Here is a 25336-nt window from a genome sequence, read left to right as displayed (position 1 = left end):
GGCTTCCCTGGAGCTTCATAGTTATAGTATATAGTTGATGATAGGGCGGAAACCAGATCAGACCCGGTGGAAGTCCAACCCTTCAAAACGGGCCTGGGCGTTGCCGCGCTCCAGGCGGGTATGGTGCCGCCAATTCTCATTCTTCTGGTGAGCATGCTGCTCCTGGTTTGCTCTCTGAATCAATGCTTGGAGCCGGGAGAGCGCTTTTTGTTTGTTGGCATACTGGCTGCGCTCCTCGGTGCAGACCACCGCCTGTCCGGTGGGGAGGTAGATTGCCCGTACCCCGGATTCCACCTTGTTTACATTTTGGCCGCCCTTGCCGCCGCTGCGGAAGGTAGCAAATACCACCTGCTCCGGATCAAAAGCGTCGGTTCTCACAGTTTCGCAGAGATGAAAGTCAATAAACCAGTTTTTCCGCTTATGGTTTGGCCGGTAAGGGCTTCGGCAGACCCATTGAACGGAGCCTACGTATTCCGACAGGTCTTCTTCACTGTAAAGACGAACGGAGCGGAAGGTCTCTGCATAGTACCCCGGGGAGGAATCAAGCAGCGTCACATCATAATGGGATTGCAGATAGCCCCACAATTTAGCAACTCCCAGTTCGCACTCAGCAGGTCCTTGGCCAGAACTGATTTGGTAGATCACGTTTTATTCCTCCCCTGCTTTGAAATTGTAGATGGGGCGGATTCGTTCTGTTACCTCCACGGTGGGACCGATTTGGGCCAATATGGCGTCCATGGGTTTATAAGCCATGGGGCTCTCGTCCAGCGTCTCACGGGTTACAGAGGTCGTATAGATACCCTTCATCTCCTTCTTGAATTGAGACAGAGTAAACGATTGCCGGCACTCCGCCCGGTTGAATAGGCGGCCTGCGCCGTGGGGAGCAGACTCATTCCAGTCTGGGTTTCCCTTTCCAATGCAGAGCAGGCAGCCGTCCCGCATATTCATGGGGATAATCAGCCGTTCCCCGTTCTTTGCGGAGACAGCGCCCTTGCGCAATATCATACCGTCTGTATCAATGTAATTGTGAACGGTAGAGAACGTGTCCTCTATGTCCAACTTCATTCCCCGGACGAGATCGGAGGCAATGGCCTGGCGGTTCAGCTCCGCAAAGCGCTGTGCGATAGCCAGGTCGTGAAGATAGGCGTTCATCAAAGCGCCGGAAGCATAGGCAAATTCATAGGGGGTTCCGTCTGGGCACTGTTCAAAAGCTGCTTTCTGGTAGTAGGCCGCAACCTCTGTGCCCAGCCGCCTGCTGCCGGAGTGGATCACCAGCCAATAGCGGCCATCCTCGCCCTGATCCAGTTCGATGAAGTGGTTGCCGCCCCCAAGCGTGCCGACACTGGCGAGGGCCTTCTCCTTCTGGATGTGGCGGGCGCAGAGCAGACTGTCCAGCTCCGCCTGTTCCGCAAAGCGGTGGAGCTTTTTGCGCACGGATCTTCCAGAAGGGACGGTATCCCGAATCAGGGTATCCAACTTCTGGAGCTCAATTCGTTTGCCGGAAACTTGACAGACCGTCATGCCGCATCCAATGTCAGTTCCAACCAGGCCGGGAGCAACCGTGTCGGTGATCGTCATAGTCGTACCGATTGCACAGCCTTTGCCGGGATGGACGTCCGGCATGATACGGATTTTGCTGTTTTTTGAAATAGGACTGCCGCACAGAGCGCGGATCAGGCCCTCAGCGCCGGGGTCAATGGAATCTGCATAGACAATCGCGCTGTTGATCGTATTTTCAATGGTAATCAAATGATGTCTCCTTTTCAAAATAGGTTAGCAGTGATAGTCAATGGTCCCCCCGATATAAAATGGCCGGGAGAGGTCTGCGCTGCGGAGCCAGTGTTCCAGCGTCACCAGAGAGTCTGTCTCCGGGGAGTAGATGTAAATCCCCCGCTGGTCCTCATAGCTGTCCCGCAAGCCATCCAGGGCCAGCTGAAACGCCGGTGCTGTTTGCATCCCAGCAAAAATTGGGTAATTTGTCTGGGTCAGAGCTTCAGCGGCGGCCCGGAAACACTCGTAACGGGTCTGGAAGAACTCCTCCTTGATCTTTGGGGACAGGGAAAATTTTTCGCCTTCTTTGGTGCAGAAGCGGCCAAGAGTCTTGAATAAGACTCCCAGGGCCTCCTCCCGCTGGCGGGGTGTGGGGTTCTCTGCGTAGTCGCAGACACGCTCGAAAAACCAGTCCGGCATATTCCCTGCCCTGGCCCGCTGGCTGGCCGGGACCGGGGAGCGTGAGACTTCATAGATGCTGTTGTGCATAATCGTTTCCTCCTGCAATATAGCATAAAATAGAAGAAAGCACCAGATTACTCCGGTGCTTTCTATGAATATAGTATATATTTCAGGGGAGGCGGAGAGCCGGAAACGATTAATGATGTTTTTGTGTCCTCTCGAAATGGAGAATGCCCGGGGACAACCCAGGGCATTCCTATGTTAGAAAAGAGGGGGAGGAACCAGAGTATCAAGTAGGATCAGAGCTCGTGGCATGGGATTTTCCAAAATCATAACAATAGCCAAAGAAATATCCATATTTCTGCTCAAATTCCCGGTCAGAAAGTTCTTCGTCAGTTTTAGACCCGTCCTCAATTACATTATACACATGATCTGGATTTAGCGGATTCAATTCATTCGTAGCACCATAAACATCATAGTCATAATAGGACGGGTTAAACACTGAGTATTGTACCCGCAAGTCAGAAGAAGTATATGCCGCTAAAGGATGAATCAGAGATATTTCCAGCGAATGTTGCTCTATGTAATGGTTAATGGTTGATTGAGGTATGGAAAGTGAAGTCGTATTATCCGCTAAATCAATTAAAGCATTCAACTCGCTTTCGGGAGTATTGCCTTCGGTGTAAGCACTAATGGTATAGGACAAATCAGTCAAAGCATCATCGAAATATGGTGAGCCATTTTCATCCAGCATAAATGTAAACTCTCCACAAGTGATGGTTCTCAAATCTTCTGCCACCTCAGCAGGTCCATAAAATTCTATAATATCTGAATCTCTCTCATAAGGTGACCATTGAATGACATCACAGCACCATGTACCTGTGTTGTCTTGAAGTAAGGAGATCGATGCTAAAATTCCACTCCGTCCAATCATAACCTGGTAAGTGCCTGCCGGTGCAAGTATCGAAGTTGACGCGTCTGAAACAGTGTCGTTTACAGACAAATCTGGGAGAGCACCCTGGGAAGAATCTGTAGTCCCTTCAACAGAAATATCTGAAGAAGAATTGGAATTTTCCACTGGTGGCAAAGACATTCCACCAGCAAAGAATAGACAGATACAAATTACAGGTAAAATGAATTTACGTCCAGGAAAGATCGGGAGCAGATTAGCGACTAGGGGGAGCATGAGTAAACCGGTAACTATCCACAACACTGTGGTAACTAAGCTGTCATTCCAGAATAAAAGCCCTAACAAAATAATCAGAATACCAATTCCCCATCGGAGCAATCTAATAACTTTTTGCAAAATAACTCGCATTTGACTTGACGCAGACGAGGTTGCACGTTCCCTACATACATAGGTTACTGGTTGCTCAATCTGCGATTCGTCCTGTTCAATATTTTCCTGCTCGGATTTTTTAGGTTTAGTATCCTTGCTGAAATTCACCTGGCTATGTGCTTTCGATGCTTCCTGAGAATTATTTTGATGCGCAGATACTTTTTCTTTTTGTGTGGGTGCCACAGTAAGTAGCGGATGGATGACTGTGTTTTCAATAGTGAGGGTATCCCAATTTGACTTTAACCCTCCCCAAAGGCCAGCAAAGACTATCATAGCAACACCAAATACAATAGAAACGGGCCATCCTAGAGTAAAAAAGCTTAAAATTGCAAGTAAAATAGTCCCGATAACAAGACCTTTATAAAGCTTCGGCCTATTTCCCTGATGATAAACACGAGCTTTTTCGATATTTTCTTTTGTACATGCGTGGAGTGCCGCTAAATACTTTTCTGAAGCTGAAGTGCGACCTTCCTTCTGAATAAAGGAGATTGCTTTAGCAACAGAATCAGGAGAAACAAGGTCAGTCTGAAGATAAATTTGTTCAAATTGTTTACTATCTTCTTCAGACCAAATTATCTCAATCCTCTGCTGAATCTTTTTTAGGAATGGATCTTTATTTTGAGGTAAAGCATCATAAGACTGAATTCGGGATCGCATATCATTGCACGTAATTTCATCTGCGATCTCAAAATGTTGGCAGATTCGGGAAATACAATCCTGCTCCAGCTGATTGAGTGTCGCACTTTCAGAAATCCCAAATTCTTTCATAAGAACTAAGATTTTCTTCTTCGCTTCTTGTGCTGCCTGTTCTGAATGGCGTGCTGCTTCAGGGTATTGTTGTGCTAGGATATCTTCTACATGAACAGAAAGATCAATACAAAAGCGTTGTGAAGCAGACCATATAGTGCTTCTTTCGTTTGGGTAATGCGTAAATATGTAGATAAGCAGGTCTTCATACCACGGGCAATAGGAAAAAGCTTGTATCAGCAATTCAGTCCTCTTTTCAGGAATTTGTTTCGCATTTTCAAACAATGCTTGTGACTTATCTACATCAAATGTTGAATGAATATAATTGGGAACATAGCCATTCAATACGTGAATATGTGCTCCTACCACAAGGAGAATTGCATCGTCTAGAGCACTACATAACAGGCTTTGCGTAGTAGGAGAACTGTACAGGCTAGATTTTGAAACACTCGCAACAATAGCAGAACCAGCATTGCCTGCTGCGTTAAATACACTATGCCCCAGGCCGGAAATTGTGTTTAAGGTCGCTGTGCCAGCTGCCCTTTTTATTGTGTCACCCATCCCGGTGTAAGCGAAAACATGTAATCGTTCTCGTCCGGCCTTTCTAGCTTTACGGTAATCGTATTTTTGTTGTTGCTCTTGTAAAATAGATTGATATTGTGATTCAATTTGATCCAATGCTTGTGCACAAGCCGAAAGATCCAAGCATTGACGTTCATACAGTTGTTCAGATAAATCGTAAATTCCAATTTCACGTAGCTGTTGAAATAAAGGGTGTATCACAAGACTTTCTACAGTGTCTATGGCAAAATCTGAGTAGTTATCAAGGACATATTCAATATTCTTACAATTTTTATACCACTGATCTAAACTTTTATCTGCATTCGCTTTAGCTTTTCTAAAAAAATCCTGCAAGTCAAAAAATCGAAGGGCCGAATCATCAAATGAAACATGTTGACCAAATAAGTCATATGTAACCATCTTCCTACACTCCTTGTTCGTAATACTATTTTTATTGAAGAGTTGAACAGAGTTATAATATGCCACCCCTATAATTATAACTCATAAAGTTATAATTGCAATATATTTATCGGATAGAAACACCGGAATAGCTTTTATAGAATAAAAGAGCGAGGTGCGTCCGATGAAGTATGAGTTTGAGGAAGAATACAAGAAAATCGGGTTAAAGATAGCCTACTACCGGAAGTTGCAGGGCCTTACCCAAGAGAAGCTGGCAAATAAGCTGGGTGTGGCAACCTCTTATATCGGCCAAATTGAGGCGGCTGGCATGTACAAGCCGATTTCTTTGACCACGCTGCTTCGGATCGCAGAGGCCCTGGACACACCCGCATATAAATTTTTGGAATTTTGAGGTATAGCGAGAAAGCTGTACCTTAATTCCTGTAATTGCAAAGGTGAGAATGCCGTAGCTGGCTGCATTAAAAAAGAAGCGGGAACAAGCACAAACCGGAGGAGAACTGTAATAAGTTCTCCTCCGGTTTGTTTATGGATACCTCTCTATTCAGTGAGAAACTCGTCCAAAACGTCTGCTCTGATCCGCCACTCCCGCCCGATTTTGACTGCGGGGAGGTCTCCGATTTGGATCATTTTACGTACCTGTTGCCGGCTGGTTTTGAGAAGTGAGGCGACTTCCTTGACCGTGAGAATTGAGGTCATGCCCAGGGGTCCTCCTCATCGGAATTATACAGCGCTTCATCTGAGGCCTGCTCCCGTTGCTCCTTGTAGATTTTATTGTGCAGCTTACGCAGCTCCTTCTTCGGGAACCCGTAATTGCCAAACTGATCCTTGACTGGGAAAACCTCAAACCGTTCGCTGTAGCGCTTCAGGTCATTCTTCTCCATCCTGAACAGACGGCCTACCTCTGCAATCGTGTAAAATTCCTTCATGTTGGGATAATCCAAATAAGGTACCATAATAATAACCTCCAATTAGAATGATTTAGGAGCAAGCTTGAATTGTGAAACGACTTAGATCGTATTTTACCGCTCCTTATCATTATGTTAGTGAAATCATTTTATATCACGCTATTTGCAGACAATCCAACTCCAATACACTTACGCATTGAGCTTCTCTGACGGAACTGTGACAGCACAAAAGCTGGGGGCCTGTAAAAGCCCCCAGCTTTTCTTATGCGCTTATAGTTCCCTCAGTTACCCACATTGGCCTCCGCATCGCACTAAGCCCGATGGGCATCCTCCAGTTCCAGCCGCTCCAGATATTTTGCCAGCAGGGCGCTGGTGTGCTCTCCGCCGGCGGTCTGGATACTCCGCAGGTCCCGTGCGGCCAGGTAGGCTTTTTTGACCTCTTTCCGCCGGTCGTCGATCTCCTTGCTCTCCTTGTCAGCCTTGGTATCGGCCAGCATATCTTCGGTGTAGACCACGTTCTCGTACCGGGCGAGCGCATGAGTTAGGGCAACCTTCATCTCAAAGAAGTTGTCAATGGACACTTCCCTTGGGTGCTGTCTGGATATCAGTTGTAATTCTTCCTTGCCGTTCACTCCCTCCATGAGTTTGATTGTGAAACGTTGAGATGATCGATATAAGGCTTATTTCTCCATTCTGATATTGATTTTCCGTTGGGTGAGTGAAAGTTGAAATTCGATCTCCTTGCGACGCTTGATAGGCTACCTTCACCGGCTTGTCGCCCACCTCATAGGACTGCCCGGCGGCGTCCTCCGACCCCTGGGCCGTCATGATAATGCTCCACCCCCTCCCGCTTTTTGGTTTTTACTTCAGCCCATGCCGCTTGGCAATCTCCTCCAGCTCTCCGTCGTCCGCATTTCGGATCTTATCCTCCTCCAGCAGCATGGCGGGCATACCGCCGGAAAATGCTCCGGCGTACACGTCGTCCAGCAGTTTTTGCCGCAGGTCATCCGGGTTTTGTCCTTTATTTTTCAATTTAGCGTCCTCCCTTTTATCAGATTGAAACCGTAGTTTTTGTGAGACGAACCCAAATTTCTCTCCTTTTCCCCTTATATTTCCCGCCTATTCAATACCGTACTGCTGCCCTGCCCGGTTATTTCTGTTTTGGTACGAGCCCAGGTAGACCCAGCCCTCCCCTTCCTCTGCTTCACAGATATAGGCCTGTTCCGGACGCCCGTCGTCCGCCAGGAAATAATTGTACACAGTCATAACCCAATAATCTCCCAGCTGGTAAACTCCGGTAACCTCATCGCCCTGGTACTCCATGCCCTCAGGGAAGGACAGCGCCGCACCTTCCGCCGAAACCTGTTCTAAGAACCACAGGCGGAAGGAATCCGTCATATAAATCTCCCAACCATTGATGTAGTAATCAATGCTGCTCTCGTCGGGCGGCAGGCTGCCAATCAGGTTCACGGCGGACTGGATGTCGTCCGCATGGTGGAAGTCGGTGAGCTTGTCGGCAATTACCTGATAGGAGCCGTCATACTGAAGGAAATAGGAATCTTCATATTGACTGTAGTGGAAAGTCCCCTCATCGATGCTCTTGGCCAGCTCCCGATAGGGGGCGCCGTCCATGTAGCGCCGGACGCCGAAGAAAATTCCAATGGCAGCAGCTACCAGAGCCACCGCAAGAAGCAGCTTCTTCCGCCGCTTTGCCTTCTGCGCCTGCGCCTTCTCCCGCTGCGCCTGAGCCGCGGCGGCCTGTTCTGCCTGTTCCTTTTCCCGGCGGGCCTTTTCTTCCTCTTTTCTCTGATTCCGTTCCTCCTCCAGCCTCTTGGCCTGCTCCAGGCACTGGGTCCTTCGTTCGGCACTGTCCCGGTACTCCCCCAATGTCCCAAAGGCTTTTGCTGCTTTTCGGAGCGCCGTGACGCTCTTGGCCTTCTCCATAGCCTGACAGGCGCTGTCGTAGTCGGCCTGCTGTTTGGCCGCCGCCTGTTCCGCTTCCCGGCGGGCCTTCTCCTCCGCCTTTTTCTTCTTTTGCTCCTCTTCCAGCACCTGGGCACGCTCCGAGCACTGGGTTTTCCGCGCATTGCTGTCCTGGTACCCCTCCAATGCCTCAAAGGCCTTTGCCGCCTTTCGGAGGGCGGCGGCGGTCTTGGCCTTCTCCATAGCCTGACAGGCGCTGTCGTAGTCGGCCTGTTGTCTCTCCGCCTTCTCCAGCGCCATCCGAAGAACATTCAAAAGCTGGGCGGCCGCTTCTTCACGGGTCATCTCCTCCGGCTCCATTGAGATCTTCGAAAGCTGGGCCGTTACCTCCACCCGGGCCATCTCCCCCGGGCGGGGCGGCACGCTTCTGACTCGCACATCAGGTTCTTTGCGGGCGGCGGACTCTTTTTGTGCAGCGGGAACTGTTTTCTTCGGCGTTCCTTGCGGGATGGGCCGGCCCTCCAGGGTGGCGAAGAGGTCCTCCTCCCGAATGATCTTGATGGCGCTGCCCTTGGCCCGCTGGGCCTGGACCTGCTCCAGCTTCCGCGCCCCGTAATCCCCAAAGCTCCCGATCACCAGGTAACTGGTCTTGCCGCTGACAGCCTGGGTGCACCGTCCCCCCTTTTCCAGGATTTTTGCCTTGATGGCTTCCCGGTCGTTGCCGCAGTGCGCAAACTCTCCCGTCAGGACAAAGGCGCTGCCGGGGATGGTCACCGCAGGTACCCGGTCAAAGGGGACCTTTTCCAGGGCTTTTTGCTGTTTCTCGATACGGATGCGCTCCTGATCCACAATGGAGTAGCCCTGCTCCTGGTACCCCACCGCCTGCTCCAGGATGGTGCGGTAGATCTCCTCCTGGGTAATGCCGCCAATCCGCTCCGCCAGCTGCCGGGGAAACTCGTCCGGCTGGAAGTCCGGGTCCCCTGGGGCGTAGTCCTCGTATTGCTCATCGACGCGGTACCCCGGGCACTCAAAGCCGGAACCGGAGATATCCCGCTGCCCGTCCTTCTCATAGGAAAAGGAACTATCGCTGGCCCCCAGGCGAAAGATGTTGTAAAAATTATAGATTCCCCACGCCAGGCCGTAGTCTCCGGCCTGGTCCATCAGCCGGTCCAACACCTCCTCTGTGCTCGTCAGATCGTTGTACGAGCTCTGCTGCAGCGTCTCGCGCAGCTGGCCCAGGCGGGCGGCCACGTCGCCGGCAAACCGGCGCATTTGGGCGGCAAATTCCGGAGGCAGGGCGCTTTCTAACTCCTGGATGGATCTCCGCTCTCCCTGCTCCGGCTGACCGGCATTCTCTTCTGCCTCCAGTTCCTGGACGGTCCCGTCGCGCTCCACCCGGATGCGGTACATTCTCCTGGGCTGGGCCGCGCCGGTCACCGGCTTGAGCGCCCCCTGGATCGGCGTGTCAAAATTCATGGCATTGGCAAATGTCATGGTGAACGCCTCATTTTTCCCGTTGTACTGCCGCAGCTGGCGCAGGAGAGCTCCCACATAGCGGTAGGCATCCGGGATGCCGGCCACCAGGTTGCGGTCAATGACGACGGAATAGTCGTCCTGCCCGTTCTCCTGAATGTGCAGCATATGGTAGGCCAACAGGTTCATCATGGTCATGCCGGTGAGAGGCACATCGTTGTCATTGAACAGGAGGGGCAGCAGTTTTTTGTGAATCTTCTCCTTGGGGACGCGCAGCTCCGGAACCTGATCCAACTCCAGCAGAAGTCTGATGATTTCCGGTAGAAACACATCCCGTTTTTTCACCAGGAACGGGTGCTCCGACAGCTTGAGCGCGTTGATCCGCACACCGCTTTCCAGTCCGTTTTTCCGGAAATCGTCTTCATTGAAAAACAGGACGTCGGTGGAAAACAGCTGGGCGACAGTTACAGCGTTCAGCCGGCCATCCTCGGCGGCATAGCTGCCGAACTGGTCCAAGCTGTCATGGGTAGGTGCTTCCTGAGAGCCGCTCTCTCCGTGTACAGCCGGGGACTGCGCCGCATCCCCGGTCCTCTGGGCAGAGCGCAGAACGGGCAGCAGCTGCTGTTCAAAAACAGGGATATCGATGGGGTCATAGCAGCCCATAAAAATGGGCATCTCAAAAGAGCTTGGGAGCCCTACAAAGAAATAGCCGGGGAAATACCGCTCCTCCAGAAGCTCATTTTTCGCCCAGACATAGGAGAGCATCCGATCCTCCCGCGCCATATCCAGCTTCCCCGCATATTTTCCGCCCAGGCCGATGAGCTGCTTGGTCATGGTATCTGCAATCCCGTTGGCGACATTTCCCATGTTTTCCCGAAAGCTTTCAAAACAGAGCTTGTTCGCCTCACCGGCATCCATATGTTCGGGTTCATAACTGACGGTCCCCTCGTGGTGCAGCTTCGTCACCTGCCAGAGCATGGGTGTATCCTCAGGCATGGAGAAGGTACCCTCCCGATAGCCCTTCGGTGGCTTCTCCGGCACGCCAAAACAGGCATTTTGGTCTTCATCGTAATAGCAGACCGCCCCGGCAGGCAGTTGAACGCTCAGCCCATCCAGGAGCTGGACCCGGCCGCCACCCTTGGGAAGGCCGGTCACCTGTCTCCGTGGGCCGCCGGAAGGGACCTTAGAGCCCGAAGAAGATGATTTCTTTGCACCCGCGGAGGCCTTCTTTTTCCCTTCCCGATTCCGCCCGGAAGAATCTGCGTTCCCGGAACCGTCTGTATGCGCCGCTGTTTCCGCAGCCGCGCCGTCGCCGTCCTCCAGCCGGGCGCTCTCCAGCAGAGGGCGCACCGCCTGAGCCATCTTCTCCAGATCTCCGTCTGCGTCCGGGACTGCGAGAGAGCCCATAAAAAATTTGGCTCCGGATGGACTGGCCAGAGCCAGCAGAACATAGCGGAACCCCAGCGTGATGCCCATGATTTGGATATTCTTCTGAATGACCGCAAAGGCCTTCTCCGGAGAAAGCTCAAAAATTTTGTACGCTCCCCCGGCTTCCGAGGCGCTGATGCTGGAGCGGAGGGTAAACCCCTCCTCCGTCTCCTCCACCTGGGTACTGGAGCCCAGCTCATAGGGCTGATCGGAGGGTTTGCCCCCTGTCATCTGTATGGCAATCAGCTGCAGCAGCCGGGGCAGCTGACTGCGGACCGCTTGGGGTACATCGTCCCCAATGCTCACCGATTGAGGGTGCAGCCCGCTCAGCTTCCAACGGAAAGGGGCCTCATCGTCCACTGTAAAGGGGCCTGACTTGTAGCTGCTACAATTTTCCAGCTCTATAATGTCCCAGTTTCCGTCCTCGTCTTTTCCATAGGCGGCTCCATAAGGGATCTGGATGTGAAGGCCGCCGTCCATGGCCAGCCATTTCCCCTCCCGGGGGACTCCGTTTATCTTCATCCTTCCGCTTCCTCTCTATCCATCTGTTTTACCGGTTGAAACGCCGCACCGTACCTTCGATTACGGAGTTTGGCAATTTCAGAATAAAGTCGCAAGAAAATTATACGTGAAACTATCCAAAAAATCTATACTATGCAGTTTGCATAGTATTCAATATAGCTAAGCCATCCGCCGGCACAAAAAAAGAGGACAGGAAAAGGTAGCCCCGCAAAAGGACAACTAAAAAACCGATTTTGTGCATCGAAAAGGCGCCTGCAAACACGAACAGTTTGCAGGCGCCATCTTATGTTATTCCAAAGGCAGATCATCTTCATAAAATCGCATAAGCATCACCGCCGCCGGTGCATGGGCGGTTTTGGCCTTGGAGATTTCAGATGGACGGAATGGGTCCGATAAAGACCTGTACCAGAACAACATATCTACATATCTATGAATTTGTTGATATGGGGCCTGCTGAAGCCCTCCCGATACTGTGCGTATCGGGAGCATGGATGATCTCCCTGGATGAAAAATACAATCGAATCATGGTAAATTGGCAGATAAGACAGGTTTTTTTGCGGCTCCACCAAATTGCACAGCAACAGATCCAGCTGCTCCTGTTCCAACAGCTGCAGGAGCACACCCTGATTTCCTTCTTGAAAAATCAGCTCAATATTGGGATAATATCGGCGAAACACCTTTAGGGCTGAAGGAATTAATTGGGGGGCGCGACGCAGCGGTACTCCAACTCGCAGCCGTCCCTCATACCCGCTGACTGCTTGATCCACCTGCTGCTGAAACTCTTCCCCCAAGGCCAAAATCTTACGCGCCTTCTCCAGGTATACCTCGCCTAAATAGGTGGGAATCAGGCGGCGGCCCGTCCGTTCAAACAGAGAAAAGCCCAGTCCCGCCTCCACACTTGCCAGGTATGAGGACAGCGCCGGCTGTGTAACGCCCAGATACTTTGCTGCCTGAGTCATATTCCCATAATTCGCCAGCGCAACAATGTACTGCTGTTCCTTTAAGTTCACAGGACTCCCTCCCATTTTTCAGCTCATTCCATAAGTTTTTCTTATATTTATGTAAGGAAAAGCCAATTTTACTTTTCTCCACTCCTTTATTATACTAAGCTGCAGAAAAACCGGCAAGCGTCTTCTCTGTCTTTCAGACCGCGGCTGAGATATAGGGACACGTTTCTGGGAGGTATGCCGGTTATGGCAGGATGCCCTGTCTAACACAGATCACAGAGGAGGAATTGCAGATAGGAGCTGCGAAAGAAAAGATTCCTGGGAAAAAGGGCTTTAAACTACCCCATACTTTAGTTATTATCTTTGTTATTATCCTGGCCGCCGTTCTGTTTACCTGGATTGTCCCTTCCGGCGCGTACACCCGTGTGGAAGACGCTGTTACAGGCCGTGATTTGGTAGATCCCAACAGCTTCCACTATGTGGAAAACACACCAGTCAACCCCCTGCTCATTATGAACTATGTGATTGATGGTTTCATGGATGCCGCCGACCTGATCTTTATGCTGATGTTCGCCGGCGGTGCTTTCCACCTCATCACAGAAAGCGGCGCTTTACAGGCCTCCATCGCCAAAGTGGCCCGTAAATTCTCCAATCGCTTCTACATCTTTATCCCCATGCTCACTTTAATCTTTACCCTGATTGCCACCAATCAAGGTGTGAATCTGTTTATCCCCTTCGTCCCAATTACGGTCATGCTGTCTTTCGCCCTGGGGCTGGATTCCCTGGTGGGTGTATCTATCATTCTGCTGGGTGGTGCAGTCGGCTTTTCCACCGGAACTCTGCAAACCAGTACCACACTGCTGGCACAGGAAATTGCAGGCTTAGTCCCCTTCTCCGGTATTTGGTACCGCGCCATCTGTCTTGTGGTCTTCTATGTCATCACGAACATCTTCTTGATTCGCTATGCGATGCGGATTAAAAAAGACCCCCATCTGAGTCCTATGTATGATCTGGATCAACAGAGCGAAATGAAAGCCTCCACCACCGACTTGACCTCTTTTGGAGAATTGACCGGCAGACGGATCGCCATTCTGGCGGCCCTTGTCATCACTCTGGTTATCATTGTCTATGGCGGTTTAACTATGGACTGGGATATGGCTGAGTTTGCAGCCATGTTTATCTGGCTTGCCATCGTGGTAGGCCTGCTGGCCGGAAAGAGCCTCTCGGATATCGCCAAGGGAATTGTGGCCGGCAGTAAGACCATGCTGGGCGCTGTTATGATTGTGGGCTCCGCCCGGTCCATCGCCTTGATCCTCACAGACGGCGGGGTTATGGACACCATTGTTCACGCGCTGGCAGGCGGCCTGGATCTGGTTCCCACCATTCTTCAGGCACCGGCCATGTTCCTGATCTGCACAGTATTCAACGTATTTATGGCTTCTGGCTCTGGACAGGCCTCTGTCATGATGCCTCTGCTGCTGCCTGTTGCTGACTTAGTGGGCATGTCCCGCCAAACTGTCATTCTGGCCTTTAACTTTGGAGATGGCTTCGGCAACTATATCTTCCCCACCTCTACGGCTCTGATGGGTCTGATTGGCGCGGCCAATATTCCCTATGACCGCTGGATGCGCTTCATCGGTAAAATCTTCTTACTGTGGGTCTTGGTGGGATGCGTCTTGGTCGCCATCGCGCAGGCAATTCACCTGCAATAACCATACATTGTGAAAGGGGCAATTTCTGTGACAAAAGAAACGTTATTTGCTCATGTAGATGAACAGCAGCCGGCTCTTCTCTCCATGGCTGACGACATTTTTGACCATCCTGAGCTGGGCTTTCAAGAGGTTCATGCCCAAAAGCTCCTGACTGACTACCTGAGAAGCTGCGGATTCCAGGTGGATCTGGGTACCGGCGGGGTGGAGACAGCTTTCCGGGCCGAGTTCTCCAGCGGCCAGGGCGGCCCCCGCATCGGCCTGCTGTGCGAGTACGACGCTCTGGAGGGCCTGGGTCATGCCTGCGGCCACCACATGCAGGGCCCGGCCATTGTGGGTGCAGCCAAGGCTCTGAAGGAATGGGGAGAAACAAGCGGAAGCCCCTTTTCCGTGGTTGTCTATGGCACCCCGGCTGAGGAGACGGCCCACGGGAAACTCAGGATGCTGGAACAGGGGTGCTTCCAAGACATCGATGTGGCTTTAATGATGCATGGCTCCCCTACCACCACAGTGGATGTGAAATCCATGGCGCTGTCCAGCTTCGTGGTCACCTTCCACGGAAAGAAGGCGCACGCCGCACTGAAGCCCGAAGAGGGCAGAAGTGCCCTGGACGCTCTTCTCACCGCATTTAACGGCATTGAGTTTTTGCGTGAGCATGTGCCGGAGGATACCCGGATGCACTATACTATTCTGCAATCTCCCGGCCCTGCCAATGTGGTTCCAGATACTGCCATAGGCAAATTTATGCTCCGTTCCTATTCCCGAAAATCCTTGGATCATGTGGTGGAACGATTCAAACAAATTATTCAGGGCGCCTCTTTAATTGCCGATGTGACCTATGATATTCAAGAGGGAGATCGCCTGACCAATAAGATCCCTACACTCAGCTTGAATCGTCTGCTGATGGAAAATGCTGAACTAGTAAATGCCCCCCGCATCAGCCCACCGCGGGAAAAAACCGGCTCCAGCGACTTCAGCAACATCATGTATCAGCTGCCGGGAAGCTGTATCCGAGTTGCCATGGTTCCTCCCGGAACGTCATCCCACTCCCTAGAGTTTCTAAACGCCGGAAAGAGCGAGGAGGCCCACCAGGCTGTCCTGATCGCTGCAAAAGTTTTGTGCGGCACCGCCTACGACCTGATTGAGCAGCCAGAGCGCCTGGCTGAAATTCAACAGGAATTTCAAAAGAATCAGGCAACACACAGCTAGGGGACTCTCCCACAAGAGCTGCTGCCCGAGCACCCCAATTTTGTTTGCTGTCCCAATTTATGAAACAAACGGAATAAGCTGCAGCGGGCGGAATCTTTCAAGATTCCGCCCGCTGTTTCCTTGCTCGCCCTTTCACGCAGTGTTTTATCCCCTTTGCCCCATTCCGCAGAGGCAAACTGCACAACAAATTGTGCGGTATCCACCGCCCCGTAAGCGTGCCGCCCTGAAAAGGTCGGGCGGCATTTCTGTCAGCACAAATAGGGAATTGGATCGTGAACATGCAGCTGTCCCTGCACTTCCCGCTATCATAAATTACAGAGTCTCCGCCCCGCTCCTCTTCAAATCATAATACCGCTTCAGCGCATCTCGATAGGCCGACAGGACCGCTTTACGTGAAGACCCTCCATAGGTGCCGGAGAGGCAGGCCTCCAAATCCTTGTCAATGGACGGAAAATGAGCTCCCACAAATAATTTGCGCAGGAACAGCTCCGTTACATTCAGCGTATGCGTGCAGCTAAAATCCGTTACAATCTCACTTTTCCGGTCAATGATAAAGCCCATATAAAAAGAGCCAAAAATGTGTGTGATTGCGTTGTCCGCATTGGTACGGGCCTCTCCGATAATAAAGCACTCTGTCGGGAAGGAGAGCCGATTCTCCATTTGGGAAACATCCTTATTCTGCATAAAAGCATCCGTTTCTTCTGCGGCACCGTCGCTGACAATGGAACATGTGGCCTTTTCTGTGTTAAAATGTATCAAAATTAAATTTTAGTATAGCTGTGCCGGTGACAATTGTCAAGTTTGAATTGAGCGATCTCACACGCGAAAATTAGAATAAATTTTCTTGACAAATCAGTGCGCTTTTTGTACAATATAGAAAACACGTCATACAGCTTTTTAAGTAGATATTTGCTGCTTTAATTAATTGACGGTGATGTTTCCCATTCCCCGTTGTCTTAATTAAAACCCAGCAGAACCAGCTGACAGATTCTTGGAGCTGTTAGCTGGTTCTGCTGGGTTTTCTTCTGAATTCCCTCTCCTCCCAAACCCGGATATATGCTCCTCTGTCAGCTCTTTATTTCGGTGATATCATGGTGCCTGCCATGTAATTACAAACATATTTTATTTGCAGAAAGAAGGAATTTGTATGGTAATCGGCGTTCCAAAGGAAATAAAAAACAATGAGTACCGTGTCGGACTAACCCCTGACGGAGTCAGCGCCTATGTTCAGGCCGGCCACAGCGTACTTGTAGAGCAGGGTGCTGGAGCGGCAATTGGCTATTCTGATCTTGAGTACACTGAAGCTGGTGCTCAAATTCTGGACGAGGCCTCTGCCGTTTGGCGTAATGCTGAAATGATTATCAAGGTAAAAGAACCCATTGCATCGGAGTACAAATATTTCCGCTCTGATATGATCCTTTACACCTACCTGCATCTGGCCGCAGATCGTCCCCTGACCGAAGCCCTGCTCAATTCCAGCGTCAAAGCCATCGCCTATGAAACCATCGTCGGGCGCGAGGGCGGCTTGCCCTGTTTGGCTCCCATGAGTGAAATTGCAGGACGCATGTCCGTGCAGGAGGGGGCCAAGTATCTGGAGAAGACCTTCGGCGGACGGGGCGTGCTGCTGTCCGGAGTTCCCGGCGTGGAGCGGGGAAATGTGGTCATCATCGGCGGCGGAAACGTGGGCACCAACGCCTGCAAGATCGCCGTGGGCATGGGAGCGAACGTGACGGTTCTGGACGTGAGCGCAAAGCGCCTGGCCTATCTGGACGACATCTTCCCCAAGCAGATCACCACCCTGTACAGCACCCGGGAGAACATCCGTAAGTGCCTGGCCAGTGCGGATCTGGTGATCGGCGCGGTGCTGCTGCCCGGCCGGGCGGCCCCCAAGCTGGTGCGCCGGGAGGATCTGTCCCTGATGAAGCCGGGGGCTGTGATTGTGGACGTGGCCGTGGATCAGGGGGGCTGTGTGGAGACGACCCACCCCACCACCCACGACGACCCCATTTTTGAGGTGGACGGGGTCGTGCACTACTGCGTGGCCAACATGCCCGGCGCGGTGGCCAGAACTGCGACCCAGGCCCTGGTGAACGCCACGGTGCCCTATGGGCTGGAGCTGGCGGCCAATGGCGTGGAGGAGGCCTGCAAGGCGGATCCGGGCCTGATGGCCGGCCTGAACTGCTACGGGGGAAAGTGCACCTTCAAGGGCGTGGCGGAAGCGCTGAATCTGGAGTACACCCCGGCGGAAGCGGTGCTGTGACGGACGCGTCCCAGGCACGTCCGGCCCCGCCGGGCGGGCCCGGGAAAGTCATTCCAACTATGTGCTGTGATTGAGAAAGGAGAAACTTATGATTTTTGATCTTCCTCCCATCCTGGGGCTGGCACCCCTGGTATTGTACATCATTTTGGCCTTTAAAGAAAACATGCACCCCATTGTCAACGTAGGCGTCTGCGTGCTGCTGGGGGCCATCCTCAGCGGAGAGTCCATCGGCAATCTGGGCAACGTGGTCTACGCCTCCATGGGCTCCTTCCTGGCCCTGGTGGGCTTCATCATCATGCTGGGCTCCGGCCTGGGCGTGGTGCTGCGGAAGACCGGCGTGGCGGAAAACATCGTCCAGCTCTTCATGCAGAAGATCGGCGTGAAGACCCAGAAGCGGGCCATCCTGGCCACCATGGTGTCCTCCATTGTGCTGGTCACCCTGCTGGGCACTCTGGCGGGCGCCAACGCCATCATCGCCCCCATCGTTATCCCCCTGGTGGCCGCGGTGGGCCTGACCCCCTCCACCCTGGCGGTGATCTTCCAGGGCGCGGGACAGACCGGATTGTTCCTGAGCCCCTTCGGCCCTCCCATGGTGACGCTGATGCAGATTACCGGCCTGAGCTATCCCCGGGTGCTGCTGTGCGCCGGCCTGCCCATCGCGGTAATCATGTGGATCGGCACCTATATCATGGCAGTCCGCACCCAGAAGCAGACCCAGGGGAAGGAGAGCTTCGGTGAGCAGGCCGAGGAGAAGCCCGCGCTGTCCGCGGAGAAGGTCAAGGCCACCAAATCCACGGTCGCCGCTACCGCCGCCTTTGCCCTGATCATGCTGGCCATGGTGGTGTGGGGCATTGCCACCGCCGGCGGCGCTTCCTTCGTCATCCTGGTGATGATCGTGGCCTCTCTGGTGACCGGCCTTGTGGGCGGCATGTCCCCCGGCCAGGTGTTCGACGCCATGATGGAGGGCTGCGGCAGGATGTTCTGGATGTTCTTCATGTTCCTGCTGTTTGACCCCTTCCTGAACTTTGTCACCAACTCCGGCGGCTTCGAGGCCCTGGTGGATCTAGTGGAGCCCTACATCTCTGTGGGCGGCGTCATCGGCTTTGCCATTATCGTCTCCCTCATCGGCATCTTCGGCATCAACGGCGCCGCCGTGGCCCAGGCCATGATGATCGACACCCTGTTCCGCCCCTTCCTGGGGGATTTGGGTGTCTCTATGGAGCTGTGGGCGGCCATTGTCCTGGTGGGCAGCCAGATTACCTCTTTTGCGTACCCAGGTGCAGATATGATCGGCCAAATGGGTCTGGCCCATGCCAGCGACATTAAGCCGATGATGAAGTTGGCTTATATGGCTATTATTCCGGGGACCATGCTGGTCGTTATTTTGGAGTGCTTTATCCTCTGATTTTGGTCCCGTTGTTTACCTCATAATTTGATTTTCATTTGGAGGGATAAATTATGAAACAGATACCGCGGCAGGCTATCACTGAACTTCTGGATCAACTCAGGGGAACCGTCGGCCTATACATTCACGTTCTGGACACCAACGAGATCTTTGAACTTCATCCTGATCATGTCTACCCATCTGCAAGTGTGATCAAAATTCCTATTTTGGCGCTGCTGCTTCAGGATGTAGCAGCCGGAACCGTGAATTGGGATGACCGGCGCTCCATTGCTCCAGAAAATCTCGTAGGCGGGACCGGTGTTCTTTTCGAATTAGATTCGGATTATACGCCCAGCGTGGCGACCCTGGCACGTCTGATGATCATTCTCAGTGACAACTCCGCCACCAATGAGATCATAGACATGGTGGGCATGGAGCGGGTCAATCAATTCTGTCAAGCGATGGGGATGCCAAACACAAAACTGATGCGGAAAATGATGGATTTTGCCGCTATTGAAGCTGGGCGGAACAACTACATGTGCGCCGGAGAAGCTGGCCGCCTGTTGGTTCAGCTGGCAAAGGGAGAATTTGTCTCCCCAGAAATCTCCCAGAAAATTGTGGAGATTATGGAGCATCAGCAGTGCCGCAATAAGCTGCCCGCCTTTATTCCGGCTGTTCCCTCCTACGCCACTGCAGAAGAGAAAAAGCATCTGGAGCCGGATACTGTTCTGGTTGCCAACAAGACAGGGGACCTCTTCGGCATCCAGCATGATGTCGGCATTTTCACTCTGCCTGACGGACGGAGATATGTGATCTCCATGTTTACTGGCGATTTGGCCGATGATGCCGAAGGCATCCAAGCCGTTGCGCAGGTCAGTAAGCTTGTCTATGAAGCCCTTAAATAATATCGAACCCAAAAAGCTACTTTGGTCCAGAGCCATACGGCTCTGGACCAAAGTTTTTTATAAGGCGGACAGATTCCCCTTGCTCTTTCAAACTATGTTATAGCGCCTGCCAACCGGCTGGCGCATATTTTTCTGTTTGATAAAGAAGATAAAAGAAGACATGGTTTGCAGCCCTCTGGTAGAATGAAGTCACGACACACCATTCTGAAAGGAGACAGCAAACCATGTCTGAGAAGATTGTACAGCTAAACGAGGAAGTTATCAAGGGGCAGCTTAAGGAATTGGTGCGCGGCAGCGTGGAGGAAACCCTCAACGAACTGCTGGAGGCCGAGGCGGAGAACCTGACCCAGGCAGCCCGGTACGAGCGCAACGAACAGCGCCAGGGGTACCGCAGCGGCCACTACAACCGCAGCCTCACCACCACCTCCGGGGATGTCACCCTCAAGGTGCCTAAGCTCAAGGGAATCTCTTTTGAGACTGCTATTATTGAGCGGTATCGTCGCAGGGAGAGCAGCGTGGAAGAGGCGCTCATTGAGATGTACCTGGCAGGTGTATCTGTCCGGCGCGTGGAGGATATTACCGAGGCTCTGTGGGGCAGCAAGGTATCTCCCTCCACCATCAGCGAGCTGAACAAGAAAGCGTATGTCCACATTGAGGATTGGCGCAACCGCCCCTTACGGGGTGGGCATTACCCGTATGTCTATGTGGATGGGATCTACCTACGCCGCAACTGGGGCGGAGAGTTTGAAAATGTGGCCATTTTGGTGGCGATCGCGGTGAATGAGGACGGATACCGTGAGGTTTTGGGTGCCGCCGAAGGCATGAAAGAGGACAAAGCCAGCTGGGTCAGCTTCTTCCAGTGGCTCCGCAGCCGTGGCCTGGATGGGGTCAAGTTAGTGGTTGGAGACAAGTGCCTTGGCATGCTGGAGGCTGTGGGAGAAGTATTCCCCGAAGCCAAGTACCAGCGCTGTACCGTCCACTTTTACCGCAATGTGTTCTCGGTCACACCTCGTTCCAAAGTAAAGCTGGTGGCAAAGATGCTCAAGGCGATCCACGCCCAGGAAAGCAAAAGAGCGGCCCGGGAGAAAGCCAAAGCCGTGGTGGAGCAACTGCGCTCTATGAAGCTGAAAGAGGCGGCCAAGAAGGTGGAGGACGGCATTGAGGAAACGCTGACTTACTGCGATTTTCCCAGCGAACACTGGACCCGCATCCGTACCAATAACGTCGTTGAGCGGCTGAATCGGGAGATCCGCCGCCGTACCCGTGTGGTGGGCAGCTTCCCGGACGGCAACTCTGCCCTCATGCTGGTCTGTGCCCGGCTGCGCCATGTGGCCGGCACCCAGTGGGGCAACAAGAAGTACATGAACATGAAGCACCTGGAGGCTGCCCTTGAGGACGCCTCCATTGCTGGCTGACTTCTCTCATGCCAGGCCCTGCAAACCTTTTTGCGAAAAATCCTTGACACTACCTTCTGTTTTGCCTCCTATATCCATGGTCAGAGCACAGCCCTCTGTTTGTCTCACAGGATACCCAATGTTTCCCTCCACAGCGCAATACAGGACTGTCAGAGCACCTTCCTCCCCTTTTGATACCTGGAACACGGGCTGAACCACTGCTCCGGGACTTCTCTATTTCACATTTCTCCCCAGGATCCGCTCCGTCTCCTCTGAAAAGCGGTCCCACTGTGCATACCACTTTTTTATCACGCTCTATAAGCTTTTTGTTATATCAACGTTGTTTCCCCGCCAAACGCCAACTGTTCTTTGACAGTTTTCACAAAAAATTGGACCTTGTGCGAAATATAGGTGTCTTTTCGATAGACCACCCCCAGATCCCACACCAGCTCCGGTGTGTCCACCACAAAATAGGTCACTTCCCCAGGATATTGACTCAGCTTCGCCCCCTCCTCCGGAACAAACGCACACCCCATCCCTTTGGCGGCCAGATGAATTGCAGTCGTCAAATTTTCCGTCCTTAATAGCACCTCTGGCTCAACACGGTGTTTCTCCAAGGCATACTCCACAACATGTGTCAAATTCTGCCCTGACTTTGTAAGCACCAGTGGAATATGCCGCAGCAGCTCCAGTGAGGCCACAGGGTATCCGCCCATGCAGCGGCAATCCTGCAAAAGGGCGTGAACCATCGGATGCTTGGTCGGCGCCGCCAATAAAATCCGCTCTCCGCAGATAATTTCACACGACAGTGCCCCATAGTTCAAAGAGCGCGGCAAATTCAGAATGGCAAAATCAATCCGGTCCTCCAGCAGGGCCTGTTCCAGTTCTACTGACCGGGCCTCAATCAGCTCCAATTGAATCTCCGGATACTGCTGATGGAAACGCGGAAAAACATCCGGAAGCAGACAGGCGCCTCTCCAGAGGGCCACACCTAATCTCAATCGTCCGCTGACCTCCTGCTGTATGTCCTGGAATTCTTTTTGGACATTTTCTTCCAGATGCTTCACTTGCCTAACATAGTGATAATAGCGCTCTCCTGTATATGTCAGCTTCAGAGGTGAAGCGTTGTGGTCAAAGAGCTCCACTCCCAACCGCTTTTCCAGCCGCTTTAAGTACTGGCTTAGGGAGGGCTGTGAAACATATAAGCGCTCTGCTGCCTTTGTCAGGCTGCCTGCATCAGCAATCGCGATAAAGTATTCATAGTTGCGAAACAGCATTCTTTGGCTTCCTCCTGTCACACGATTATAACGCATACCCTATGATCCGTATAGCCGCATTTGTCTTTGACGATTTCCACCCCTGGACTTACAATCATGGCATCCAAGCAAAAGGTCCTTTGGTGCCTTGCGCTTGTCCCCATCTTTCATGAAGGAGGCCGTACCTTATGCGTGCAGTTGTTGTAGATGCAAATTATGGCAGCGTCACCGCCCAAGAGCTCTCCCAAATCCAGTCGGCATACTCTGCCGCCGGCATTGACCTAACCCTGCATCACCTTACCACGGAACAGGAAATTATTTCTGAATGCCAGGGCGCAATGGCCATCTTGGCCACCGGCAACCCTCCTCTAACGCGGTCTGTGTTGGAGGCCCTGCCTGATTTAAAATTTATCCAGCGGTTTGGCATTGGAGTCAATTCCATTGATCTGGAGGCAGCGGCCCAGCGGGAGGTTGTTGTATTAAACCTACCCGGATTCTGTGTGTGGGAGCTGGCTGACCTGGCGGCCTCTATGATTTTGGGATTAATTCGGAACACGGTCTACTACGACCGTGAAATCCGAAAAGGCGGCTGGCCAAAATGCCAGTATTTCCTGCCGGGTGATGTCCGGAAAATGACCTTGGGGCTATACGGCTTCGGCGGGGCGGCGCAAGAGCTCTATCATATTTTCCGTGGGGGCTTTGGCACCAAAGTTATTGCCTGTGACCCTTATCTCCCTGACACTGTGAAGCAGCAGTTTCCTGACGTGGAATTTGTCACCTTTCACGATCTGCTCTCCCGCAGCGACATTATCTCCATCCACGTTAACTTAACTCCCGAAACCACCCATGTATTCCGCCGTGATACATTTTGTAAAATGAAGAATTCTGCCATGATTATCAACACAGCACGTGGGGCTGTCATTGACCAAAAAGATCTTGTCTGGGCACTGGAACACGGTCAAATCCGTTACGCAGGCTTGGACACCCTGGAGCAGGAGCCCATTGCCCCGGACGATCCCCTTTTGCACATGGACAATGTTATTCTCACGCCCCACAGCGGATCTTATGGCGCCGGAGCAAAGCAAATCCAGTTGGATATGGTATGCCAGCTTATCCCGCAGGCCGTTACGCAAAACATCATTCCTGCCCGCTGTGTGGCAAACCGGTCACTCCTCAGTCATACGCTCCGCTATCAATTTACATAACTAAAAATTAAGAATGAGGAGGACTTTATTATGCCCATTGGATGCAGAATCATCAAAACCTTCCCCCGCCCCGCTCCCGATTTAGTGGACCGGTTTCGCGGCATCCCAGTCACCAATCTTGACGATGTTATGAACCGCACAGCCGCAGTGGACGCCGCCATCAAGCCTCTGCGGTTTCAGGAGCAGCTTGTTGGGCCTGCTTTCACCATCCGTCTTCCCCCTGGCGACAACCTGATGTTCCATGCCGCTCTGGACTTGGCACAGCCCGGCGACGTTATAGTCATTGACGCCGGCGGCTTTCCAGACCGGGCCATCTTTGGTGAATTGATGGCCGCCTACTGTCAGCCCCGTGGAATTCGGGGGATCGTTTGTGATGGAGCGGTTCGAGACTGGGACGCTCTGGCCTCGATGGAGCACTTTCCCATCTACGCCCGGTCTGTCACACCAAACGGCCCTTATAAAAATGGCCCCGGCGAAATCAATGTGCCTGTGGTGATTGGCGGAAAAACGGTTCGTCCCGGAGATATCGTGGTGGGAGACGGAGATGGTCTTTTGTTTGTTGATCCCGTCTTTGCACCCCAGCTGGCGGATGCTGCCGAAAAAATTTGCCGGCAGGAGATGGTCATTCGGAAACACATCCAAGAAGACGGCACCTATCTCCGCCCCTGGCTGGAAGAAAAGCTTCAAAAAATTGGGTGCAAAATCCTTTAATCCATGCTATGTAAAAAGCTTCCCTCAGACGACGGAGCATTGTCAAAATGATCTTTAGGCATCTAACTGTTTAAAGTAATCTTGGATCGTCTGAATCAGCCGCTTCGGTGCGTGGGCTAAGACGCCATTCTTGGACCATACAAAATATGTCAAATATGACTTCATCTCTTCGATGATTGGAATGCTTGTCAAATCTGGATAGGACTTTGTAATATCCTTATGCAAATATGCAATACCCGCATTTTTTCGCAGAAACTGCAGCAGGGAGGAGAGCTGGTCAAATCTCTGGGTACACTTCAGCTCCCCTCCGAAGCGCCGATACTGTTCCTCCAGAATTTTTGTATATAGATCGTCCCCCACATAGCGGAGTACTGGGTACTCCAGCAGCTGCCTGTAAGAGACCGCCTTCTCATTTGCAAGCGGATGTGAGGTTGACATGGAGACGTATTGGCCTATTTCCTTTCGCAGAATCACAAAGTTGCCGTCAATCTTTTGCCCATTGCGCTGGAACATCACGCCATCTATCTCATTGTGCTTCAGCATTTCAAAATATACATAATATATAGGGTATAAAAATTTTTTATATATAGAGAACTTCCCTCTCCTCTTCCATCGCCCCGGCTCTGCCCTCTTAACATACTCTTCTCAGATTTTCCTGCCCTCTGCGCCGCTTTCCGTCAGAAAACGGCATAAAAAGGGTTCGTTGCAAAAAGAGCCCATAAAAACGAGCGAGGTTTGGAGCCCGAAATGGTTTCCAAATCTCGCTCGTTGCTTTATTCTTAGTTTGTGAAGACAAAGAAAAAGCAAAACCAGTGTACCGTATATGAGCGGAATGGTCAACTGGTACTTGCACTAAATTCAGAAAT

Annotated in this window: 22 protein-coding genes; 9 read left to right on the top strand and 13 right to left on the bottom strand. The window is 52.1% G+C overall.

All coding sequences use genetic code 11. The features are described 5' to 3' along the window. Window positions 1-57: 57 nt before the first annotated feature. From prfH to H6B31_RS06890, 4 genes are all read right to left on the bottom strand, one after another. Window positions 58-645, bottom strand: a complete 588-nt coding sequence (prfH, locus tag H6B31_RS06905; RefSeq protein WP_204897885.1) for a peptide chain release factor H — start codon at window positions 643-645, stop codon at window positions 58-60. Between the two features lie 3 nt (window positions 646-648). After that, window positions 649-1749 carry an RtcB family protein gene (locus H6B31_RS06900; RefSeq protein ID WP_204897884.1) on the bottom strand — a complete coding sequence of 367 codons (1101 nt, stop codon included), beginning with the start codon at window positions 1747-1749 and terminating at the stop codon, window positions 649-651. A 24-nt stretch (window positions 1750-1773) separates the two neighbouring features. Next, window positions 1774-2259: a hypothetical protein gene (locus tag H6B31_RS06895; RefSeq protein WP_204897883.1), complete on the bottom strand. Its 486-nt coding sequence runs from the start codon at window positions 2257-2259 to the stop codon at window positions 1774-1776. 202 nt (window positions 2260-2461) lie between these two features. Next, a complete protein-coding gene (locus tag H6B31_RS06890; RefSeq protein WP_204897882.1) occupies window positions 2462-5239 on the bottom strand; it encodes a hypothetical protein in 2778 nt (925 codons plus the stop codon). A gap of 163 nt (window positions 5240-5402) precedes the next feature. Here H6B31_RS06890 and H6B31_RS06885 point away from each other — a divergent pair, with 163 nt between their 5' ends. After that, a complete protein-coding gene (locus H6B31_RS06885) occupies window positions 5403-5630 on the top strand; it encodes a helix-turn-helix domain-containing protein (protein ID WP_204897881.1) in 228 nt (75 codons plus the stop codon). Window positions 5631-5776: 146 nt separating this feature from the next. Here H6B31_RS06885 and H6B31_RS17510 read toward each other — a convergent pair whose 3' ends face one another. From H6B31_RS17510 to H6B31_RS06855, 6 genes are all read right to left on the bottom strand, one after another. Continuing rightward, window positions 5777-5935 carry a helix-turn-helix domain-containing protein gene (locus tag H6B31_RS17510; protein ID WP_204897880.1) on the bottom strand — a complete coding sequence of 53 codons (159 nt, stop codon included), beginning with the start codon at window positions 5933-5935 and terminating at the stop codon, window positions 5777-5779. After that, window positions 5932-6192, bottom strand: a complete 261-nt coding sequence (locus tag H6B31_RS06875; RefSeq protein WP_204897879.1) for a hypothetical protein — start codon at window positions 6190-6192, stop codon at window positions 5932-5934. Before H6B31_RS06875 ends, H6B31_RS17510 begins: the two co-directional genes overlap by 4 nt. A 263-nt stretch (window positions 6193-6455) precedes the next feature. After that, a complete protein-coding gene (locus H6B31_RS06870; RefSeq protein WP_204897878.1) occupies window positions 6456-6776 on the bottom strand; it encodes a DUF1351 domain-containing protein in 321 nt (106 codons plus the stop codon). Window positions 6777-7005: 229 nt separating this feature from the next. Continuing rightward, complete coding sequence (locus tag H6B31_RS06865) at window positions 7006-7176, bottom strand: hypothetical protein (RefSeq protein ID WP_204897877.1); 171 nt, start codon at window positions 7174-7176, stop codon at window positions 7006-7008. Window positions 7177-7263: 87 nt separating this feature from the next. Beyond that, window positions 7264-11490 (bottom strand): BRCT domain-containing protein, encoded by a 4227-nt coding sequence (locus H6B31_RS06860; RefSeq protein WP_204897876.1) that lies wholly within the window; start codon window positions 11488-11490, stop codon window positions 7264-7266. Window positions 11491-11909: 419 nt separating this feature from the next. Next, a complete protein-coding gene (locus tag H6B31_RS06855; protein WP_204897875.1) occupies window positions 11910-12500 on the bottom strand; it encodes a LysR family transcriptional regulator in 591 nt (196 codons plus the stop codon). A gap of 224 nt (window positions 12501-12724) precedes the next feature. On the opposite strand from H6B31_RS06855, the gene H6B31_RS06850 reads away from it, so the two are divergent. Both H6B31_RS06850 and H6B31_RS06845 read left to right on the top strand, forming a co-directional pair. Continuing rightward, window positions 12725-14149 (top strand): YfcC family protein, encoded by a 1425-nt coding sequence (locus H6B31_RS06850; RefSeq protein WP_243418895.1) that lies wholly within the window; start codon window positions 12725-12727, stop codon window positions 14147-14149. Window positions 14150-14176: 27 nt separating this feature from the next. Then, the gene (locus tag H6B31_RS06845) at window positions 14177-15355 is read left to right on the top strand and encodes a M20 family metallopeptidase (protein ID WP_346014046.1); all 1179 of its coding nucleotides are present in this window, start codon (window positions 14177-14179) and stop codon (window positions 15353-15355) included. A 312-nt stretch (window positions 15356-15667) separates the two neighbouring features. Here H6B31_RS06845 and H6B31_RS06840 read toward each other — a convergent pair whose 3' ends face one another. After that, the gene (locus H6B31_RS06840) at window positions 15668-16039 is read right to left on the bottom strand and encodes a DUF3870 domain-containing protein (protein WP_243418894.1); all 372 of its coding nucleotides are present in this window, start codon (window positions 16037-16039) and stop codon (window positions 15668-15670) included. 463 nt (window positions 16040-16502) lie between these two features. Between H6B31_RS06840 and ald the strand changes: the two genes are divergently transcribed. The 4 genes from ald to H6B31_RS06820 all read left to right on the top strand — a co-directional run bounded on the left by ald (window position 16503) and on the right by H6B31_RS06820 (window position 21319). Continuing rightward, complete coding sequence (gene ald, locus H6B31_RS06835) at window positions 16503-17615, top strand: alanine dehydrogenase (RefSeq protein ID WP_204897873.1); 1113 nt, start codon at window positions 16503-16505, stop codon at window positions 17613-17615. 88 nt (window positions 17616-17703) lie between these two features. After that, window positions 17704-19020, top strand: coding sequence for a GntT/GntP/DsdX family permease (locus tag H6B31_RS06830; RefSeq protein WP_204897872.1), 1317 nt, complete (start codon window positions 17704-17706; stop codon window positions 19018-19020). Window positions 19021-19073: 53 nt separating this feature from the next. Beyond that, complete coding sequence (locus H6B31_RS06825; protein WP_204897871.1) at window positions 19074-19904, top strand: serine hydrolase; 831 nt, start codon at window positions 19074-19076, stop codon at window positions 19902-19904. Window positions 19905-20128: 224 nt separating this feature from the next. After that, window positions 20129-21319 carry an IS256 family transposase gene (locus H6B31_RS06820; RefSeq protein ID WP_204897870.1) on the top strand — a complete coding sequence of 397 codons (1191 nt, stop codon included), beginning with the start codon at window positions 20129-20131 and terminating at the stop codon, window positions 21317-21319. 308 nt (window positions 21320-21627) lie between these two features. Here the strand turns inward: H6B31_RS06820 and H6B31_RS06815 are convergent, their stop codons facing one another. Then, window positions 21628-22575: a LysR family transcriptional regulator gene (locus tag H6B31_RS06815; protein ID WP_204897869.1), complete on the bottom strand. Its 948-nt coding sequence runs from the start codon at window positions 22573-22575 to the stop codon at window positions 21628-21630. 167 nt (window positions 22576-22742) lie between these two features. Here H6B31_RS06815 and H6B31_RS06810 point away from each other — a divergent pair, with 167 nt between their 5' ends. Both H6B31_RS06810 and H6B31_RS06805 read left to right on the top strand, forming a co-directional pair. Next, entirely contained in the window at window positions 22743-23759 is a 1017-nt protein-coding gene (locus H6B31_RS06810) for a C-terminal binding protein (RefSeq protein WP_204897868.1), read from the top strand. 30 nt (window positions 23760-23789) lie between these two features. Continuing rightward, the gene (locus H6B31_RS06805) at window positions 23790-24470 is read left to right on the top strand and encodes an RraA family protein (protein ID WP_204897867.1); all 681 of its coding nucleotides are present in this window, start codon (window positions 23790-23792) and stop codon (window positions 24468-24470) included. Between the two features lie 54 nt (window positions 24471-24524). Here the strand turns inward: H6B31_RS06805 and H6B31_RS06800 are convergent, their stop codons facing one another. Next, the gene (locus H6B31_RS06800) at window positions 24525-25013 is read right to left on the bottom strand and encodes a LysR family transcriptional regulator substrate-binding protein (RefSeq protein ID WP_204897866.1); all 489 of its coding nucleotides are present in this window, start codon (window positions 25011-25013) and stop codon (window positions 24525-24527) included. Between the last annotated feature and the right edge of the window lie 323 nt (window positions 25014-25336).

The organism is Pseudoflavonifractor capillosus, assembly GCF_016899775.1.
GTDB lineage: Bacteria > Bacillota > Clostridia > Oscillospirales > Oscillospiraceae > Lawsonibacter.
The sequence above is the reverse complement of the archived record's forward strand: the minus strand, read 5'-3'. Positions and strand labels throughout refer to the sequence as shown.